We start from the raw sequence: 19,113 nt of genomic DNA on the forward strand, positions 1-19,113 counted from the left end.
ATTTATAATGGCAGACCGTGATATTTCTCAGGCAGTTATCAGAAGACTACCTAGATACTATAGATACTTGGGGGAACTTGTAGACGATGAAATCGAAAGAATTTCATCTGGAGAATTAAGCGATAAAATGAATGTTACAGCATCGCAAATCAGGCAGGATCTTAACAATTTTGGCGGTTTTGGGCAACAGGGATATGGTTATAATGTTAAATATCTCTATAATGAAATTGGAAAAATATTAGGACTTGATAATATACACAATATAGTTATTGTTGGAGCTGGAAAATTAGGTATGGCTATTGCAAATTTTCCTTCTTTCAATAACAGAGGTTTTATTACAAAAGCATTGTTTGATATTAACAAAGATGTTATCGGAAGCAATGTACATGGTGCACCGGTTTTACATATAGATGCACTTGTGAAGTTTATTAATGAAAATGATATAGATATAGCAGTTCTTACAGTTCCAAGACAAGGAGCTGATGAAGTTACATCATTACTTCTTAAAAGTAATATTAAGGCTATCTGGAATTTTACAAACAAAGATCTTGTGGTACCAGAAAATGTCAGCGTGGAAAATGTACATCTTTTAGATAGTCTTATGCAATTATCTTATACCATTACCAGCAGATGAATCTGAAAGAAGGTAAATAGTTGAGTAAACTTTCAAAAAAACCAGATGATTTCAGGGAAGCATTGGCGGGGAAAAAAATACCTATTCTAACTCTTGACCAAAAATGGCATCAGCTTTTTCCCCCTGATACCAAACCTGATGATATTAAAGAATTAGAAGATAAAGTAAATTCCCTTTTAAAAAGACAGGGACAGTTAAATGTAGATATAAAAGATTTAAAGAAATCCAAAAGCAGAATCATGCAAAGTATTGTGGCAAATATGGATGATGTAACCACTTCGGACAAGGTTATGGCAAAAAAAGTCGAAGAACAACAAAAGATGATTCTTCAGATTAATGAAGCCATTAGAAGAAACGAAGATGAGCTTTTGGATATTCCTTATGATCTTAAGGAAGCAAATACAGAACTTATGGTTTGCTCTATGAATTATTTTTATCAACAATTCTACGAAAATCAGGATGATATCTCTAAAATAGATGAATGGATTGATGATTTTAAGTCCCAGTTACGGGAAAAACTTATTGAAAAGCAGGCAAAAACGAAAAATAACAGAAGAATGTATTCATATATGCATGATATTTTCGGGCCTGAAATTATTGCCATTTTTGATTTAAACTATGATGAAACTCATGAAAATTCCAAAAATCAGGATGACGATGAGGATGAATAAAAAATAAGCAGACAAAAAGTATATTTTTATGCTTTATGTTAGCTTATTTTTTTGTATAATATAATATGGGAAAGTTGTAAAAATAACTTTTATGTATCATTAATATTTATTACAAAAATGGAGGGAATTATGAATAATATTTTAGACAGGCAGCAGATGCACGAATGCGATATGTATACAATAAATGATATTGGTATTCCGTCTATGGTTCTCATGGAAAGAGCTGCTCTTGGGGTTTTTGATGAAATTCGGGCTCGTAAAATAGATTCTTCTAATACGCTTATTGTATGTGGTAGCGGAAATAATGGAGGAGACGGCCTTGCATTAGCAAGAATGTTAGCTGATGAAGGTGATAAAGTTAATGTATATATTACCGGAAACACTTCTTTAGCATCGGGAGAAATGGGTAAACAATATGAAATTATCAGAAATTACAATGTTAAAATATTGGATACTTTTCCCGAATCTGATAATTATACACTTATAGTGGATGCTATTTTTGGAATAGGACTTTCAAGAAATATAGAAGGTGAAATATTTAATCTCATAAGAAAACTAAATGACAAAAGGGGCTTTAAACTATCCATAGATGTACCTTCAGGAGTTAATTCCGACAATGGAAAAATTATGGGAACCACCTTTAAGGCAGAGCTGACGGTTACAATAGGAGATTATAAGAGAGGATGCTTTATTTATCCCGGAGCAGAGTTTTGCGGTGAGATAGTCTGTAAAAAAATTGGTATATCCAATAAGCCCATTGAAAAAAGCAAAACCGGACACATCCTTACAATAGATGATTTAAACAAAATTCCAAAGAGAAAAGTCAGATCTAATAAGGGAACCTATGGAAATGTTCTTATAATCGCAGGTAGTTTAAATATGTGTGGAGCTGCAATTTTAGCAGGAGCTGCTGCATATGCTTCCGGATGCGGTCTCGTCAGAATATTTACTCCAAAAGATAATAGAATAATTATTCAAAACAAACTTCCAGAGGCAGTTCTTACTACCTATGACCCTCAGTATTTTGATGACAGAGTTCTTGAGAAGGAAATAGAAAGAGCTGACAGTATCGTTATCGGTCCGGGACTTGGTATGGATGTATCAGCAGGGAAGATAACAGAATATGTCCTAAGGTATGCAACAGTACCGATAATAGCTGATGCAGATGCATTAAATATTGCTGCCACTAATCCTTCATTGCTAAAAAAACATAACTGTCCTCTTATTATTACCCCTCATTTTGCAGAAATGGCAAGGTTATGCGATACTAAGATATATAATATCTCCAATGATATATTAGAAACCGCCATAAAGTTTTCTAAGGAAAACAATCTGATTTGTTTATTAAAAGATGCAAACAGTGTAATTGCCGGTAGTGATGGCAGTTTGTATGTAAATACTTCCGGAAATAATGGACTGAGTACCGCCGGTTCCGGTGATGTATTAGCAGGAATTTTAGGCGCATTAGCAGTTATTTTTGACGACTATTCTTTATGTGCTGCAATGGGTGCATTTATACATGGTCTTGCAGGAGATTATGCTGTCGCAGAAACCGGTGAAAGAGGACTTGTATCTTCAGATATAGTAGAATATGTCAAAAAAGTATTAAAAGATGTAAAATAAGAAATCTTTATTTTAAATAATATATGTGAAAAGGTGAATATTATAATGAATATTAAAAGAACATGTGCAATAGTTGATCTTGAAGCCATTACACATAACATGGAAGAAATAAAAAATAATATTGAAAAAGAAACACAAATAATAGCTGTAATAAAAACAGACGCTTATGGTCACGGAGCTGTTAAATTGGCTGAAATGTTTGAAAATTATTCTTATATTTGGGGTTATGCCGTAGCCACAGCTGATGAAGCCTTAGAACTTAGAAAAAATAATATAAAAAAACCAATTCTGATTCTTGGTTATGTCTTTCCGGAGGACTATGATGAGCTTATTATGAATGATGTAAGACTTTGCGTCTATGACCTTGATAGTGCAAAATTAATTTCAAAAGAGGCACAAAGATTAGGAAAAGCAGCTAATATACACATTAAAACGGACACCGGAATGAGCAGAATTGGCTTTCAGGTAAATGAAGAATCAGCTGATATTATCAAAGAAATATCCACATTGCCAAATATAGTTACAGAAGGATTATTCACCCATTTTTCAAAAGCAGATGAATTTGACAAAACTTTTATGAAACAGCAGATTGATAACTATAAAAAAATGTGTAAAATGTTGGAAGAAAAGGGTGTGGAAATTAAGCTTAAACACTGTTCTAATTCAGCTGCCATAATTGAAGATAAAAGTATTAATTTCAATCTGGTAAGAGCAGGAATTATTATTTATGGACTTTGGCCTTCTGATGAGGTAAATAAAAATGTTCTATCTCTTAAACCGGCTATGTCTTTAAAAAGCAGTATTATTCATATAAAAAAATTGCCAAAAGGCAGAATTATCAGTTATGGTGGTACTTACGAAACAAAAAAAGAAGAAACTATCGCCACTGTTTCTATAGGATATGGTGACGGCTATCCAAGGTCATTATCCAATAAGGGATATGTTTTGGTAAATGGACAGAAAGCTAAAATAGTGGGCAGAATATGCATGGATCAAATGATGATAGATATAACGGATTTAAAGGATGTTAAGCTTTATGATACCGTAACACTACTTGGTAATGATAAAAATGAAACAATAACAATGGAAGAATTAGGCGAGCTTTCAGGGCGATTTAATTATGAATTTGCCTGTAATCTTGGCAAAAGAATTCCAAGAATTTATATATAATTTTTCTACTTTAAAAAAGGAGTCACTTGTTTATGGATGATGGAGTCAGTTGCATTTATGGTTTAATTGTATATTTAATTTTACTGATTTTGAACAGTTTTTTTCAAGGAAGCGCTTTTTCAGTTTCCGGTTTAAATGAAAGCGAAGTTAAAGAGTGTGAATTGCCTGAAAAAATCAGATTATTAATACTAAAATATATAGATGAGCCAAATGCACTTTTAGATGCAGTAGATATTTACAATGTTTTATTCAATATTTATACAGGATTTTTGATAATCCTAATAATCTACAAATCAATATATACCGAAAAAAGTCTGGATATTTTCAGGTTTATACTGTGTGGCCTGCTTTTATTTATAATCTTTCAGATGATTAATGTGGTATTTTCCAGATTAATTCCTAAGAAACTGTCTCTACTGGATGAAGTCAAATGGTGTAGGAAACATATTTATAGTACACATTTACTTGTTTTATTACTTAAGCCTTTCATTTTGATTAATACATTTTTGTCTAATGGTATTTTAAAAATATTTAAAATAGATGCAGAAAAATTGGATGATGATGTTACAGAAGAAGATGTAATCTCCATGGTAAATGAAGGTCACGAACAGGGAAGTATTTTAAAAAGTGAAGTTGAAATGATTGGAAACATCTTTGAACTGGATGAAAAAGATGCTAAAGACATTATGATTCATAGGAAAAACATTGTATCTTTAGACTGGACCATGTCTCTTAAAGAGGCCTTTGAATTTATTAAAAACCAGCCTTTTTCCAGATATCCTGTATATGAAGAAGATATCGATAATATCAGAGGGCTTGTTTATTTCAGAGATTTGGCTTTGTTTATTAAAAAGAAAAATGAGTACAAACAATTAAAAGAGTTAAAGCATTTAATCAGAGAAGTATCCTTTATTCCTGAAACCAGAGGACTTGATGACTTATTTAAAAGTATGCAAAAAAACAAGAAACACATGGTGGTAGTAATAGACGAATATGGCCAAACTAGTGGAATAGTTACAATGGAGGACATATTAGAAGAAATAGTTGGAAATATTTTTGATGAATATGACACTGTTGAAGAAAATATCAAACAGACAGATGAAAACAAATATATAATGAATGCTTTAGTGCCAATAGAAGAAGTTGAGGAAATTTTAAACATTTCAATGGCAGATAAAGATAATGATTTTGAAACATTAAATGGTTTCTTGATTTCAAAATTGGATAGAATACCTGATGAAAATGAGCATACAGAAGTAGAATTTGAAGGTTATACGTTTACAATTCTATCCGTTGAAAATAATGCCATAAAAATGGTTAAGGTAGAAAAAATCGATAACCTTGCTTAAAAATCAATTTGATGGTAAAATCTAGTGTTGTGCAAAAAAATCATTTTGCAATCTGAATTATCATTATCATAGATGATAAAATATATCAAACAAAATCAAATTTTTTCATAGAAAGGAATATAGAAATGTCAGGACATTCAAAATTTGCAAATATCAAACATAAAAAGGAAAAAAATGATGCGGCTAAAGGTAAAATTTTTACCATTATCGGTAGAGAAATTGCAGTTGCCGTAAAAGAAGGCGGTCCGGATCCGGATAATAATTCAAAGTTAAGAGATGTAATTGCCAAGGCTAAAGCTAACAATATGCCTAATGATACAATTGAAAGAGGTATTAAAAAAGCTGCCGGAGATATTAATTCAGTTAATTATGAATATGTTTCATACGAAGGCTATGGACCTAACGGAACAGCTATTATTGTTAACGCTCTTACAGATAACAAAAACAGAACAGCTGCAAATATAAGAAATGCTTTTACAAAAGGAAACGGAAGTATTGGAACAAAAGGTTGTGTTTCCTTTATGTTTGATGAAAAAGGACAGATTATCATCGATAGACAAGAGTGTGAAATGGAAAGCGATGATCTAATGATGGTTGCTTTGGACGCAGGTGCTGATGATATGATTGAAGAGGACGACAGCTTTGAAATCCTTACAACTCCTGATGCATTTGAAGATGTTAAAAAAGCATTAGAGGAAAACAATGTGGCCATGGTAAGCGCTGAAGTAACTATGATTCCACAAACTACAGTTAAGCTTACAGATGAGCAGGATTTAAAAAATATCCAAAGAACTCTTGATCTTTTAGATGAAGATGATGATGTTCAGGAAGTTTTCCATAACTGGGAAGAAGAATAGTATGTAATACTTATAAATTAAGGCGAACTTATTAAAAAAAGGGGATTATAATGGCAGCTAGAAAAGCAAGCAAATCCCGGAGTGCCAGAAAAAAAAGAAGTACATCCGGGAAGAAAAATAATAGTGTACAAAACAAACAATTTGATAAACTGATTCTAAATACTGTTGTTCCTGCTGTTTCTTTCGGCTTATGTGTATTTTTAGAAATAACTCTCTTTGGATTAGGTGGTATTGCAGGTAAAAAAATCGCTGAAGTATGCTTTGGACTATTCGGTTTTTTTGCATATTTAATGCCAATAGCTTTGTTTACCTTAATATGTTTTAATATTGCAAATAAAGGAAATATAGTTGCCAAAATCAAGACCATAGCAAGTGTATTTTTTCTGTGGGGACTTTGCGTATTTGCCCAGCTTTGTTCAAAAGGATATGTGGAAACACAAGACTATATGGCATATTATGATGCTTCAGTTCAAAGTAAAGCAATGGGAGGACTTGTTGGAGGAAGCGTAGTTAAGCTTTTGTTTCCTTTAATAGGAGGCTTCGGTTTATTTATATTAGATTTTAGTGTAATTTTTGTAAGTTTTATAATTATATCTGAAAAATCCCTTTTTAGTGATATATACCAGCTTTATAAAACAAAGAAAAAATCTCGAAAAAAACAAGAGAAAAAATCCTCTAAAAAGAAACCTCGCAGAGAAAAAGAATATGTTGAAGAAAAACCACAAAAAAATATAAACAAAGAAAACAAAAAGAAGTCGGTTTTATATTCAATACCTACTATGGATTTTAAGGAAGAAGAGGAAAAATTAGCACAAGAACTGGCAAGTGATGAGGCAGATAAACAGGCTGTTTCTTCATCTACAAATCAAAAAGAAGAAGAAACAGATTTAAAAAATTCGGTTTTAGATGATTTTACTGATTATTCTCCAAAGCCTATAGATGCTGATTTGAGTGTTGAAGATGGTCTTTTGGATGAAGAATTAACAGTTGAAATATCAAAGGATGATTTTTTAGAGAAATTATCAAAGGATAAAAAAGAAGATTTTGAAGAGGATTTACCAATAAATGAAGAAAGTCTTGATGATGAAATCTTAATAGATGATATTATTATTGATACAGATGAAATCTCAAAAGAGGCTTTAGAGGACGGAAATACATTATCTGATGACAGAGTATTTGAAATTAATGTTGAAGAAGATGATGATGATATTATTCCGTTAGATACAGAAATACTTAATCCTGACGACATAAAACCTATAGAAACCGAAACTTTGATGCATAATGAAACTGAGGAATCAACTGAAAAAGCTTCTGTTTCTGCATCAAAATATGAATTTCCTCCTATAGATTTTCTCGAAAAAGGTAATTCGGATTCAGCTATGGATTCCAGGACAAAAATAGCTGAAACAGGAAAGCGACTGGTAGAAACTTTAAGAAATTTCGGAGTAAAGGTTACATTAATAGGAGCAAGCTGTGGACCTACAGTTACAAGATATGAGCTAAAACCCGAACAAGGCGTTAAAGTTAGCAAAATTCTTGGTCTGACAGATGATATAAAACTTAATCTTGCAGCTACGGATGTAAGAATTGAAGCACCTATTCCCGGAAAAGCAGCAATAGGAATCGAAGTTCCAAATGAACATGTTGTTTCAGTTCCATTAAGAGAGCTTTTGGAATCTAAAGAATTTGAAGAATTTAAACCGAAACTTGCTTTTGCAGTAGGAAAAGACATTGCTGGTAAAAATGTTATTTGCGATATTTCTAAAATGCCCCATTTACTAATAGCAGGTGCAACCGGCTCAGGAAAAAGTGTATGCATAAATACCATTATTATGTCCATACTTTATAAAGCAAGACCTGATGAAGTAAAAATGATTCTTATCGACCCGAAAGTCGTAGAATTAAGCATATATAAGGGAATACCACATCTGATTAATAATGAAGTGGTCTCAAAACCGGACAGAGCTATTGGTGTTCTTAAATGGGCTGAAAAAGAAATGGATGACAGATATGAACATTTTGTTCAATATGGAGTTCGTAACATTAAAGGTTACAACGAAAAAGCTGAAAAATCTCAAAATACAGATCAACCTATGAAGAAAATGTATCAGCTTTTGATAGTTATAGACGAATTAGCAGATTTGATGATGTTAGCCAGCAAAGAGGTTGAAAATTCCATTCAGCGTCTAACACAGTTAGCCAGAGCAGCTGGAATACATCTTGTATTGGCTACCCAAAGACCATCTGTAAATGTCATTACAGGTGTTATCAAAGCCAATATGGCTTCAAGGCTTGCATTTGCAGTTTCTTCCGGTATAGATTCAAGAACTATTCTTGACTGTGTTGGTGCAGAAAGACTTTTGGGAAAGGGAGATATGCTTTTTTATCCTCAAGATTATGCTAAACCACAAAGACTTCAGGGACCTTTTGTTTCAGATGATGAAATAATCAAGGTAGTAGATTTCTTAAAGAGCAAATCTGTTCCGGAAGAAGAAGAAGTTAAGGCTAATTTTGAAGAATATATTGTTACAAATCCTTCAGGCTCAAAATCCAAGTCCGATAACGATGTGGATCCTTTATTTGTAGAGGCAGGACAGTTAATCATTAGAAAAAAGAAAGCTTCCATAGGAATGCTTCAAAGAACTCTTAGTGTTGGCTTTAACAGGGCTGCGAGAATTATGGATCAACTTTGTTTTGCAGGAGTTGTAGGTGGAGAAGAAGGAACAAAACCAAGGAAAATTCTTATGGATGAGGTTGGTTTTCTGCAATATGTACAAGAAAACAATTTATAAAATTTAGAATTGCAAATTTTATTAATCAATAAAAAATCTTCTATATTTTACAAAGAAATATAGAAGATTTTCTATTATATAAAATAAATTTCTCATTGGGGAGTTAAAGGCGGACTTGCAATAGCAAATCCATAAGAATATAATACTATATTTGATTAATTTATAAATTCGATAAATCCAGCACCCATTTTTTTGATTCTTGCCAGGGAATAAACATTTATTCCGGCAGCATCTAATTTTTCTCTTCCCGGCTGGAATGATTTTTCGATAAGAATTCCAAGACCTGCAACAGTAGCATGTGCCATTCTGATAAGTCTGATAGCACCTGTGGCTGTTTCACCATTTGCAAGAAAATCATCAATAATTAAAACATGGTCATTTTCACTAATCTGATTTGCCGAAAGGGTAAGTTCATAATTATTTCCCTTAGTAAAAGATGTAACAACAGTCTGATACAAATTGTCATTCAAAACCTTTGATGGCTGTTTTTTTAAGATAAGCATAGGTACATTTAAAGCCATAGCTGTCATAATAGCAGGAGATATACCAGAACTTTCGATAGTTGCAACCTTAGTAATTGGCTCATTTTTAAAATATTCTGCAAATTCTTTACCAATTTCAATCATTAAGTTTACATCTACCTGGTGGTTAATAAAGCTATCCACTTTAAGGATATCTTCATTAATAGCACGACCACTCTGTAAAATCTTGTCTTCTAATAATTTCATGTTGACACCTCAATTTTTCTATTTAATAATATAACACATCTAAAATCAATTCTTTCATGTGTGGTACAATTATATCACAAAGACTATTGATTTAAAAACTTTTTATTCAAAAAACAATGGCTTTAAAGAGGAAAAATAATGAAGATAAATATAATCGCTGTAGGTAAGTTAAAAGAAAAATATATAAAAGACGCCGTAAAAGAGTATTATAAAAGAATAAATGCCTATTCTAAAATCAATATAATAGAGGTTGAAGATGAAAAAACAATAGAAAACCCATCAAAAGCTGAGGAAAATAAAATAAAGGATACAGAAGGAAAAAGAATAAAAAAACATATTTCTCCTTCAGCATTTTTAATAGTATTAGCCATTGAGGGGGATATGCTTGATTCAATAGAATTATCAGATTTGATTGATAAAAAAATGCTATCAGGAAAAAGTGAGTTTACCTTTGTAATAGGAGGCTCCATAGGACTTTCTGATGAAATCATTAAAATGGCTGATTTTAAACTTAGCTTTTCAAAAATGACATTTCCACATCAGCTTATGAGAGTAATATTATTAGAACAAATATATCGGGCATTTAAGATAATTCACCATGAACCATATCATAAATGACAAATATCATATGATTTGTTTAATTTTTTTTTAATATTTGCATCAATTCATTGAATAATTAAGATATATGTGCTAAGATTTGAAAGGTTTTTATCTTTGTATTTATAGAAATTTATGTGAATAAAGGAGTAATAAAATGGAAGTTTTTCGAGATTTGAAAAATAAAATTAATGATAACGATATTATTAATAAAATGAATAAGTACTCTTTGCTATTACAGTTTATTCTGGCATGTATGATATGCTTATTCATTGAAATCGTGTCCAGACACTCAATAATTGACGGATTTGCTTTTGCTTTTCGCAGTCCGCTGACTTTCCTTTATAATGCTGCTATAATTTTTGTAACATTATTACTTGTATATCTGGTTAGAAGAAGAACCTTTGCCAGATGTCTTTTAACCACTCTTTGGTGCGTTCTTGGAATTGCAAATGGATGTGTTTTAGCAAACAGAGTAACACCATTTAATTTCACTGATTTAAAACTGATTGGTGACCTTTTTACCATGCTTGATTCATACTTTAGCATTTATCAGCAAATAGGGCTTTTGATAGCTGTAATTATCGGTATTGCTATCCTGATTTTTATTATGATAAAAGCACCGGTATATGAAGGAAAAACTCACAGAGTTGTAATGATTTTTATCATAATCGCAACATCCTTTGTTTATCAGGGAGTTACGAATGCAGCAGTTTCCAGCAATATTCTTACTGATTATTTTGAAAATATCGCTGAAGGTTATAAAAAATACGGTTTTGTTTACGGTTTTACCAGTTCAGTTTTAGGAACAGGAATGGGTGAACCAGAATCTTATTCCGAAACCAGCATAAAAAATATTGAAGATTCAGTTAATATAGAAAATACAACTGTTAAAGAAGACGATGAGCCTAATATTATTGTTGTTTTATTAGAGTCATTTGTTGATCCTACTGAGATTAAGTATTTGAATCTTTCTAAAGATCCGATTCCTACTTTCAGAAAATTAGAAAAGAATTATACCAGTGGATATCTGACAGTACCTGTTGTTGGAGCCGGAACTGCAAATACCGAATTTGAAATTTTAACAGGTATGAGCATGAAGTATTTTGGAGTTGGAGAATATCCTTACAAAACAGTTTTAAAGACAACATCTTGTGAAAGTATCGCTTCTGACCTTAGCTCAATAGGCTATGGAACTCATGTTGTACATAATAACGGCGGTAATTTTTACAGTAGAACTAATGCTTTTTCAATGATGGGATTTGATACATTTACTTCAAAGGAACTTATGAATATTCAAAGCTATACGCCTACCGGTAGTTGGGCAACAGATGATATTCTAGTAGGTGAAGTTACTAAAGCGTTGGATTCCACAAAAGATAAATCCGACTTTGTTTATACAATTACCGTTCAGGCTCATGGGGCATATCCTACAGAAAAAGTTATTCAAAATCCTTATGTTAAAGTATCCGGTGCTGAGACTGAAGGTGACAATAATCAATGGGAATATTATGTGAATGAAATACATGAAGTGGATAATTTTATTAAAAATCTTATTGAAGAAGTAAGTAAAAGAGATGAAAAAACAGAGATTGTTTTCTTTGGTGATCATTATCCGACAATGAACAACCTCAGCGACGAAGAGGTTAAAAGCGGAAGCATTTTCAAAACAAAATATATTACCTGGAATAATTTTGGAGCCGAGAAAAATGATGAAGATATAACTTCTTACCAGCTTTTGGCCAAAATAACCGGGGAACTTGGTATACATGAAGGAACAATCTTCAGATATCATCAAAATGCTGAAATAACAGGTAATACTTCTGAAAGTGACAGTTATTTAAGCGGACTTGAGTTATTACAATATGATTTATTATATGGAAAAAAATATGCATATAATGGTGAAGAACTTTATCCTGCCAGCAATCTTATTATGGGAGTTTCAGAAGTAAAAATAACTAAAGTAGACAACACAATTAATGATCAGATTGCAATTTTTGGATTGAATTTCACACCGTGGAGCAGGGTATATATCAATGGAGAGAAAGTTTCAACTACCTATGCAAGCTCCAATAAACTCTTGATTGACTCATCATTAATAAATGATGGTGATGAAATAGTAGTTAATCAGGTGGGATCCAAGGATACTATTTTCAGAAGCTCAAACACCTTTAAATATGTTGCTCCTAAGATTTCTGATATTACTCCTGACAATGGAGATAAAGAAGAGTAAGTCTACCGATAAACTATTATATAAAAAATACCTGCTAAATACTCAGGTAAAATTTATTACAAAGGAGATGTTTAAATGCCAATTAATTTATCTAAAGGACAAAAAGTCGATCTTACAAAGGGAAATCCTGGCCTTTCAAAAATATTAGTAGGACTTGGATGGGATGTAAATGCTTATGATACAGGTGGAGATTTCGACCTTGATGCTGCTGCATTTATGGTTGGAGAAGATGGAAAAGCACCTACTGACAAGGAATTTGTATTCTATGGAAATCTTGAACATACGAGTGGTAGCGTTAAGCATATGGGAGATAATTTAACCGGTGCCGGAGAGGGCGATGATGAGCAGATTTATATTGACCTTGCCAATGTTCCGGCAAATATTTCAAGAATTGCTTTCACAGTTACAATTTATGAAGCTGATGGAAGAGGTCAAAACTTTGGTCAGGTTTCAAATGCATTTATTAGAATTGTAAACGAGGCTAACAATGAAGAACTTATTCGATATGATTTGGCAGAAGATTTTTCTATCGAAACAGCAGTTGTTGTTGGTGAGTTATACAGACATAATGGTGAATGGAAATTCAATGCTATCGGAAGTGGTTTCCAGGGCGGACTTGCTGCACTTTGTGCAAATTATGGAATTAATGCAGGCTAAATATTAATTAAATATAATATAGGGATAGGTTTTAGTTCTTTTATCTTCAAGGATAACTGTACTAATAGACTATCCCTTTTTTTGGGGATTATTATTTAAAAGTAAGTTTTAACAATAATTCTTCCAAATATCCTTTTTTATTGTTAAAAATTAGTTATTGTCTGATAATAATTTTTGTAATAAAATAAAACGTATGGAAAAAAGGAGTAGGGGTATGGGATTTGATAGGAGATTCAACAGAAGATTACTTTTAAAAGAAGAGATAATACTTGAAAAGTTGGATTCTAACGAAAAAGGCGTGGGTGAATATATAAATGTTCTTGTTCAGGATATTTCCAGAAACGGTTTAGGTTTTAAATCGGAAAAAAAACTGGAAATCGGGTCTTTTTACGAGACTAAGCTTTCTATCTGGCCCGAAGAAATGATAGATGTCATCATAGAAATAGTTAGAATAAATGATGAAAATGATGAAATTTATTATGGATGTAAATTTATAGGAATGTCAGAAGATGAGCTTCTAAAATTTGATGTATATCAGATGTTTAATGAATAAAATCAAAGGGTGATTTTCAAAAATGAATATTTTAGTTAAAAATGGCAGGGTTGTTGATCCTGACACAAAAAGAGACGGAAAATTTGATATTCTTATTAAAGATGACTTGATATCGGAAGTTTCTCCTACTATTGATTGCAAAGCCGATCAGATTATAGATGCTGATGGGTGTTTTGTTATGCCGGGGTTTATCGATATGCATGTACATTTAAGAGATCCGGGTCTTACTCATAAAGAGACCATCGAAAGTGGTGCTAAAGCTGCCGTAAGAGGTGGTTTTACAACCATATGTGCCATGCCTAATACCAAACCTGTTTGTGATAATGCTGAAGTGGTTGAATATATTAAAAGCAAAGCTGATAATGCAGATCTTTGTAATATACTTCCAATAGGTGCAATTACAAAGAATCAGTCTGGTGAAGAATTAGCTGATATTAAAGAAATGGAAAATGCAGGTATCATTGGCATTTCAGAAGACGGAAAATCAGTTATGAATTCATTGATTTATAAAAATGCCATGGAAATAGCTTTAGAATCAGATATGTTGGTTTTAGCACATTGCGAAGACATAAATCTTGTAGATGGCGGAGTTATGAATGATGATTCGAACGCTAAAAGACTTCACCTAAAGGGAATTTCTAACGAAGTAGAAGATATTATAATTGCAAGAGATATTCTTCTTTCAAATATGACAGGTGCCAGACTTCACATCTGCCATGTCTCAACCAAAAGTGGGGTTGAAATAATTCGATTTGCAAAACAGCACGGATTAAAAGTTACTGCTGAATGCTGTCCACATCATTTTTCACTTTCAAGCAATGATATAAAAGAAGATGATGCTAATTTTAAAATGAATCCACCTTTAAGAACGCTTGATGATGTAAATGCCATTATAGAAGGGTTAAGGGATGGAAGCATTGATGTTATATCTACAGACCACGCGCCTCATCATACAGATGAAAAAGCTGGTGGTTTTAATTCTGCGCCATTTGGTATAACAGGCCTGGAAACAGCTTTAGGTGTCACAGTAACTTATCTTTTGGATAAAGGTCTTATAACACCCCTTGAGATGGCACAGATTACCAGTTATAATGCCGCAAAAATTTTAAAAATTGATAAAGGAAGTTTAAAAGAAGGCAAGGTAGCAGATATTGTTATCTTTGATCCTGATAAAACTTATACAGTTGACTCTTCAAAATTTGCATCAATGGGTAAAAATACTCCTTATGATGGTAAAATTCTAAAAGGTGAAGTGAAATACACAATAGTATCAGGTAATATTAAATATAATTCTTACGAAGAATAAAATTAAAAGGATAATAAATTCTCTAAAGATATAAAAGGAGATAAAATGATTAAACAACTTATTGAAAAAATCGAAACAAAAGATTCGCCTATAGTAGTTGGCTTAGACCCACAACTAAAGTTCATTCCGGAAAGAATATTGAATATCGGATTTGAACAGTTCGGAGAAACACTGGCAGGTGTAGCAGAAGCAATTTTTCTTTTTAATAAAGAGATTATTGATAATGTATATGATTTAATTCCTGCAGTTAAACCTCAATCAGCAATGTATGAACAGTTTGGAAGTGCAGGTGTAAAAGCTTTTGAAAGGACTGTATCCTATGCAAAAGAAAAAGGACTTGTTGTAATCGGAGATATAAAAAGAGGAGATATCGGTTCAACAAGTGAAGCCTATGCCATAGGTCATCTTGGCAGTATTACCATAAAAAATAAAACTTTCAAACCTTTTGATGAAGATTTTATTACTGTAAATCCATATTTAGGAAGTGATGGTATTAATCCATTTACAAAAGTCTGCAATTCTCACAATAAAGGCATGTTTGTTTTAGTAAAAACCTCAAATCCTTCCAGTGGAGAATTTCAGGACAGACTAATTGATGGCAAGCCTCTATATGTACATGTAGCAGAAAAAGTTGCTTCATGGGGAGAGGAATGTATGGATGGAGATTACAGCAACATAGGAGCAGTAGTTGGAGCTACATATCCTGAGATTGGAAAAGAATTAAGGAAAATAATGCCTAATAATTATATATTGGTTCCTGGATATGGTGCTCAGGGCGGAAAAGGTGCCGATTTAGTTAATTTCTTTAATAAGGACGGCTTAGGCGCAATTATTAATTCATCCAGAGGAATCATTGCAGCATGGCAACAGGAAAAATACAGTGAGTTTGGTGAGGACAATTTTGCAGATGCATCAAGAAAAGCTGTAGTGGATATGCTTGATGATGTCAGAGGCGCCCTTGCAAAATAATTATCATAAAAAGGAGATTATGAGATGACTGAAAAGTATTATGAAACAGCCATAATAATCCGTCAGGAAGAATTATTACCCGGCATTAATTCCATGTGGATAAAAACAGATAAAATTGCCGAAGTTGCCAAAGCAGGACAATTTTTAAATCTATATTGTAAAGATAAAAGCAGAATACTTCCCAGACCAATCAGTATTTGCGAAATAGACAAATCTGATATGGCAATCAGACTTGTTTACAGAGTTATAGGTGAAGGTACTGATGAATTTTCAAAATTGCATACCGGCGATACTATAAAAGTAACAGGTCCTTTAGGAAACGGTTTTCCAATAAAGCAAAAACATGCAATAATAATAGGTGGTGGAATAGGTATTCCTCCAATGCTGGAACTAGCCAAAACATTCCCGGGAGAAAAAGATATTGTCCTTGGATATTCCAATGAACTTTTTTTGGATGGTGAATTTGAAAAATATGGAAATGTTCATATTGCCACGGTTTCAGGTATATATGGAACAAAAGGAAATGTTCTTGATTCAATAAAAGAAAATGCCATAAGTGGTGATATAATATATGCCTGCGGCCCAATGCCCATGTTAAAAGCAATAAAAGAATATGCTGAAAGTGAAGAAATAAATATTCAATGCTGGTTGTCATTAGAAGAAAGAATGGCCTGCGGAATAGGGGCATGTCTTGGTTGTATGACAAAATCCAAAAATAAAGATGCCCACACACAGGTTAATAATAAAAGAATCTGTACAGAGGGACCGGTATTTTTATCCAAGGAGGTAGTAATGTAATGAATACAAGTGTAAATATTGCCGGGGTTACATTAAATAATCCTGTTATGACTGCCTCAGGCACATTTGGTTCCGGTATGGAATATTCCCAATTTGTAGACCTTTCAAGGCTGGGAGCTGTAGTGACCAAAGGAGTTGCCATTGTACCATGGGAGGGTAATCCCGTTCCAAGGATTGCAGAAACCGCAAGTGGAATGCTTAATGCTATTGGACTTCAAAATCCTGGACTTGATACATTCATCGAAAGAGATATTCCATTTTTACAAAAATATGATACAAAAATAATTGTAAATGTATGTGGACATACTACAAAAGAATATGTTACAGCTGTAGAAAGATTAAACGAACAACCGGTTGATTTATTAGAAATAAATATATCTTGCCCAAATGTAAAAAAAGGTGGAATAACATTTGGTAAAGACCCTAAAGCGGTTGAAAAAATAACCTCTACTTTAAAAGAAGTATCAAAAATCCCGCTTATTATGAAGCTTAGTCCTAATTGTGCAGATATTTCAGAAATGGCAAAAGCAGCTGAATCTGGTGGAGCTGATGCAATTTCTTTAATCAATACACTTACTGGAATGAAAATAGATATTAATAAAAGGACATTTGCTTTGGCAAATAAAACAGGAGGATTATCAGGTCCTGCAATAAAACCTGTTGCTTTAAGAATGGTTTACGAGGCAGCCCATAGTGTTAATATTCCTGTAATCGGCATGGGTGGCATAAGCTCAGCTGAAGATGCTATAGAGTTTATTTTAGCCGGGGCAACTGCAGTTTCAATTGGAACGGCTAATTTTATGAACCCGAATGTAACAATAGAAGTTATTGAAGGAATAGAAAAATATTTAAAAGAAAACAATATAAATGATATTTCAGATATCAGAGGAATTGTTGAATAATCTGGAGGAAATATGGAACAATATAAAAAAGACTTTATTGAATTTATGATAGAATGTGATGTTTTAAAATTCGGAGATTTCGTAACAAAAAGTGGAAGAAAAACACCTTTTTTTATTAACACCGGATTTTATAGAAGTGGAATGCAGTTGAAAAAACTGGGCGAATTTTATGCCCAAGAATTAAATGCTTCTTTTAACGAAGATTTTGATATTTTATTCGGGCCGGCATATAAGGGAATTCCTCTTTCGGTAACTGCATCTATTGCAATGGCAGATCTTTACAACAAAAATGTAAATTATTGTTCTAACAGAAAAGAGATAAAAGACCATGGAGATAAGGGTATTTTACTTGGAAGTCCTATTAATGATGGTGACAAGGTTGTAATTATAGAAGATGTAACAACAGCAGGAACCTCTATTAAAGAGACAATGCCTATATTAAAAGAGCAGGGAAATGTAGATGTTTTAGGTTTAGTTGTATCTGTAGACCGTATGGAGAGGGGAAACGGTGAGAAAAGCGCCCTTAAAGAGATTGCAGAAACCTATGGCATTAAAACAACCTCTATAGTAACCATGGCAGAAGTAATAGAACATTTATATAACAAACCATTAAACGGAAAAATTATTATAGATGATGAAATCAAAGCCAGAATAGATGAATATTACAAAGAATATGGCGCTAAATAATGGAGGGAAGAAAATGAACAGTTCAAACTCAAATGAAAAAAACTATAAATTAATGAGTATTACCGGTGCCATGGGGATTGCAGTGGGTATAGTTATACTTGTAACCGGTATTGCAGCAGGCGTAATAAACATTGTCAATGGGGCAAGATTATTAAAAAATAAGTCTGATCTGTTATTTTAGTCTGGTGATAAGATATGTTTGAAATAGCAGGTAAAAGACGAAACCGGAAAAAATATGGCAGGAAAAAGTATTTATTTAGTACTAAAAATCCTAACTATGTGGGAATAGTTGCATTGATTGCAGGTATCGTATCCCTGGGATTATTTGCTGCTCTTACAGTTTATTCATTTTTATGCAAAGGACAGGCTACGCTGTTTATAGGTGCAGTAGGTTTTTTTTCCATATTTTTATCAATATCCGGAATTTATATGGGATTTCAAAGTTTTAATACCATAGATTCTACCTATACCATATCTAAAATATCCACGCTGTTTAATTTTTTTATCCTGATATTATGGATAACAATTTTTATATCAGGGACCTATGGATTATGGTGGTAAGTTTTTTTAAAAGTAGAGGATACATC

General features: G+C 32.6%; 19 protein-coding genes. 18 read left to right on the top strand and 1 reads right to left on the bottom strand.

Annotated elements, in window-relative coordinates; translation table 11 throughout:
- Positions 1–7: 7 nt before the first annotated feature.
- From BM153_RS01000 to BM153_RS01030, 7 genes are all read left to right on the top strand, one after another.
- Positions 8–634 carry a redox-sensing transcriptional repressor Rex gene (locus BM153_RS01000; RefSeq protein WP_092869909.1) on the top strand — a complete coding sequence of 209 codons (627 nt, stop codon included), beginning with the start codon at positions 8–10 and terminating at the stop codon, positions 632–634.
- 20 nt (positions 635–654) lie between these two features.
- A complete protein-coding gene (locus tag BM153_RS01005) occupies positions 655–1,305 on the top strand; it encodes a hypothetical protein (protein WP_092869910.1) in 651 nt (216 codons plus the stop codon).
- 129 nt (positions 1,306–1,434) lie between these two features.
- The gene (locus BM153_RS01010; RefSeq protein ID WP_177205522.1) at positions 1,435–2,928 is read left to right on the top strand and encodes an NAD(P)H-hydrate dehydratase; all 1,494 of its coding nucleotides are present in this window, start codon (positions 1,435–1,437) and stop codon (positions 2,926–2,928) included.
- Positions 2,929–2,973: 45 nt separating this feature from the next.
- Positions 2,974–4,098 (top strand): alanine racemase, encoded by a 1,125-nt coding sequence (alr, locus tag BM153_RS01015; RefSeq protein WP_092869912.1) that lies wholly within the window; start codon positions 2,974–2,976, stop codon positions 4,096–4,098.
- Positions 4,099–4,130: 32 nt separating this feature from the next.
- Entirely contained in the window at positions 4,131–5,447 is a 1,317-nt protein-coding gene (locus BM153_RS01020; protein WP_092869913.1) for a hemolysin family protein, read from the top strand.
- 125 nt (positions 5,448–5,572) lie between these two features.
- Positions 5,573–6,304, top strand: coding sequence for a YebC/PmpR family DNA-binding transcriptional regulator (locus tag BM153_RS01025; RefSeq protein ID WP_092869914.1), 732 nt, complete (start codon positions 5,573–5,575; stop codon positions 6,302–6,304).
- Between the two features lie 50 nt (positions 6,305–6,354).
- Entirely contained in the window at positions 6,355–9,096 is a 2,742-nt protein-coding gene (locus BM153_RS01030) for an FtsK/SpoIIIE family DNA translocase (protein WP_092869915.1), read from the top strand.
- Between the two features lie 155 nt (positions 9,097–9,251).
- Here the strand turns inward: BM153_RS01030 and BM153_RS01035 are convergent, their stop codons facing one another.
- A complete protein-coding gene (locus BM153_RS01035; RefSeq protein ID WP_092869916.1) occupies positions 9,252–9,824 on the bottom strand; it encodes a xanthine phosphoribosyltransferase in 573 nt (190 codons plus the stop codon).
- Positions 9,825–9,962: 138 nt separating this feature from the next.
- On the opposite strand from BM153_RS01035, the gene rlmH reads away from it, so the two are divergent.
- The 11 genes from rlmH to BM153_RS01085 all read left to right on the top strand — a co-directional run bounded on the left by rlmH (position 9,963) and on the right by BM153_RS01085 (position 19,087).
- On the top strand, positions 9,963–10,442 hold the full coding sequence (gene rlmH, locus BM153_RS01040) for a 23S rRNA (pseudouridine(1915)-N(3))-methyltransferase RlmH (RefSeq protein WP_092869917.1): 480 nt from the start codon (positions 9,963–9,965) through the stop codon (positions 10,440–10,442).
- 136 nt (positions 10,443–10,578) lie between these two features.
- Positions 10,579–12,654 (top strand): LTA synthase family protein, encoded by a 2,076-nt coding sequence (locus BM153_RS01045; protein WP_092869918.1) that lies wholly within the window; start codon positions 10,579–10,581, stop codon positions 12,652–12,654.
- Positions 12,655–12,729: 75 nt separating this feature from the next.
- Positions 12,730–13,311, top strand: a complete 582-nt coding sequence (locus BM153_RS01050) for a TerD family protein (protein WP_092869919.1) — start codon at positions 12,730–12,732, stop codon at positions 13,309–13,311.
- Positions 13,312–13,525: 214 nt separating this feature from the next.
- Positions 13,526–13,864: a PilZ domain-containing protein gene (locus tag BM153_RS01055; protein ID WP_177205523.1), complete on the top strand. Its 339-nt coding sequence runs from the start codon at positions 13,526–13,528 to the stop codon at positions 13,862–13,864.
- A gap of 22 nt (positions 13,865–13,886) precedes the next feature.
- The gene (locus tag BM153_RS01060) at positions 13,887–15,170 is read left to right on the top strand and encodes a dihydroorotase (protein WP_092869921.1); all 1,284 of its coding nucleotides are present in this window, start codon (positions 13,887–13,889) and stop codon (positions 15,168–15,170) included.
- A 45-nt stretch (positions 15,171–15,215) separates the two neighbouring features.
- Complete coding sequence (gene pyrF, locus BM153_RS01065; RefSeq protein WP_092869922.1) at positions 15,216–16,139, top strand: orotidine-5'-phosphate decarboxylase; 924 nt, start codon at positions 15,216–15,218, stop codon at positions 16,137–16,139.
- A gap of 24 nt (positions 16,140–16,163) precedes the next feature.
- The gene (locus tag BM153_RS01070) at positions 16,164–16,937 is read left to right on the top strand and encodes a dihydroorotate dehydrogenase electron transfer subunit (protein WP_092869923.1); all 774 of its coding nucleotides are present in this window, start codon (positions 16,164–16,166) and stop codon (positions 16,935–16,937) included.
- Positions 16,937–17,839, top strand: a complete 903-nt coding sequence (locus tag BM153_RS01075; RefSeq protein ID WP_092869924.1) for a dihydroorotate dehydrogenase — start codon at positions 16,937–16,939, stop codon at positions 17,837–17,839. The genes BM153_RS01070 and BM153_RS01075 overlap by 1 nt, the downstream gene beginning before the upstream one ends.
- Positions 17,840–17,851: 12 nt before the next feature.
- Positions 17,852–18,526 (top strand): orotate phosphoribosyltransferase, encoded by a 675-nt coding sequence (gene pyrE / locus BM153_RS01080; RefSeq protein ID WP_092869925.1) that lies wholly within the window; start codon positions 17,852–17,854, stop codon positions 18,524–18,526.
- 13 nt (positions 18,527–18,539) lie between these two features.
- Complete coding sequence (locus BM153_RS13570) at positions 18,540–18,707, top strand: hypothetical protein (RefSeq protein WP_177205524.1); 168 nt, start codon at positions 18,540–18,542, stop codon at positions 18,705–18,707.
- Between the two features lie 14 nt (positions 18,708–18,721).
- Positions 18,722–19,087 carry a DUF6142 family protein gene (locus BM153_RS01085; RefSeq protein WP_092869926.1) on the top strand — a complete coding sequence of 122 codons (366 nt, stop codon included), beginning with the start codon at positions 18,722–18,724 and terminating at the stop codon, positions 19,085–19,087.
- The last annotated feature ends 26 nt before the right edge of the window (positions 19,088–19,113 follow it).

Source organism: Acetitomaculum ruminis DSM 5522, assembly GCF_900112085.1.
In the GTDB taxonomy this organism is placed as follows: Bacteria; Bacillota; Clostridia; order Lachnospirales; family Lachnospiraceae; genus Acetitomaculum; species Acetitomaculum ruminis.

Bases quoted from the DNA above. Each gene is read 5' to 3' on its own strand.
- BM153_RS01000 (WP_092869909.1), top strand. From the start codon at position 8: ATGGCAGACCGTGATATTTCTCAGGCAGTTATCAGAAGACTACCTAGA.
- BM153_RS01010 (WP_177205522.1), top strand. From the start codon at position 1,435: ATGAATAATATTTTAGACAGGCAGCAGATGCACGAATGCGATATGTAT.
- alr (WP_092869912.1), top strand. From the start codon at position 2,974: ATGAATATTAAAAGAACATGTGCAATAGTTGATCTTGAAGCCATTACA.
- BM153_RS01020 (WP_092869913.1), top strand. From the start codon at position 4,131: ATGGATGATGGAGTCAGTTGCATTTATGGTTTAATTGTATATTTAATT.
- BM153_RS01025 (WP_092869914.1), top strand. From the start codon at position 5,573: ATGTCAGGACATTCAAAATTTGCAAATATCAAACATAAAAAGGAAAAA.
- BM153_RS01030 (WP_092869915.1), top strand. From the start codon at position 6,355: ATGGCAGCTAGAAAAGCAAGCAAATCCCGGAGTGCCAGAAAAAAAAGA.
- BM153_RS01035 (WP_092869916.1), bottom strand. From the start codon at position 9,824: ATGAAATTATTAGAAGACAAGATTTTACAGAGTGGTCGTGCTATTAAT.
- rlmH (WP_092869917.1), top strand. From the start codon at position 9,963: ATGAAGATAAATATAATCGCTGTAGGTAAGTTAAAAGAAAAATATATA.
- BM153_RS01045 (WP_092869918.1), top strand. From the start codon at position 10,579: ATGGAAGTTTTTCGAGATTTGAAAAATAAAATTAATGATAACGATATT.
- BM153_RS01050 (WP_092869919.1), top strand. From the start codon at position 12,730: ATGCCAATTAATTTATCTAAAGGACAAAAAGTCGATCTTACAAAGGGA.
- BM153_RS01055 (WP_177205523.1), top strand. From the start codon at position 13,526: ATGGGATTTGATAGGAGATTCAACAGAAGATTACTTTTAAAAGAAGAG.
- BM153_RS01060 (WP_092869921.1), top strand. From the start codon at position 13,887: ATGAATATTTTAGTTAAAAATGGCAGGGTTGTTGATCCTGACACAAAA.
- pyrF (WP_092869922.1), top strand. From the start codon at position 15,216: ATGATTAAACAACTTATTGAAAAAATCGAAACAAAAGATTCGCCTATA.
- BM153_RS01070 (WP_092869923.1), top strand. From the start codon at position 16,164: ATGACTGAAAAGTATTATGAAACAGCCATAATAATCCGTCAGGAAGAA.
- BM153_RS01075 (WP_092869924.1), top strand. From the start codon at position 16,937: ATGAATACAAGTGTAAATATTGCCGGGGTTACATTAAATAATCCTGTT.
- pyrE (WP_092869925.1), top strand. From the start codon at position 17,852: ATGGAACAATATAAAAAAGACTTTATTGAATTTATGATAGAATGTGAT.
- BM153_RS13570 (WP_177205524.1), top strand. From the start codon at position 18,540: ATGAACAGTTCAAACTCAAATGAAAAAAACTATAAATTAATGAGTATT.
- BM153_RS01085 (WP_092869926.1), top strand. From the start codon at position 18,722: ATGTTTGAAATAGCAGGTAAAAGACGAAACCGGAAAAAATATGGCAGG.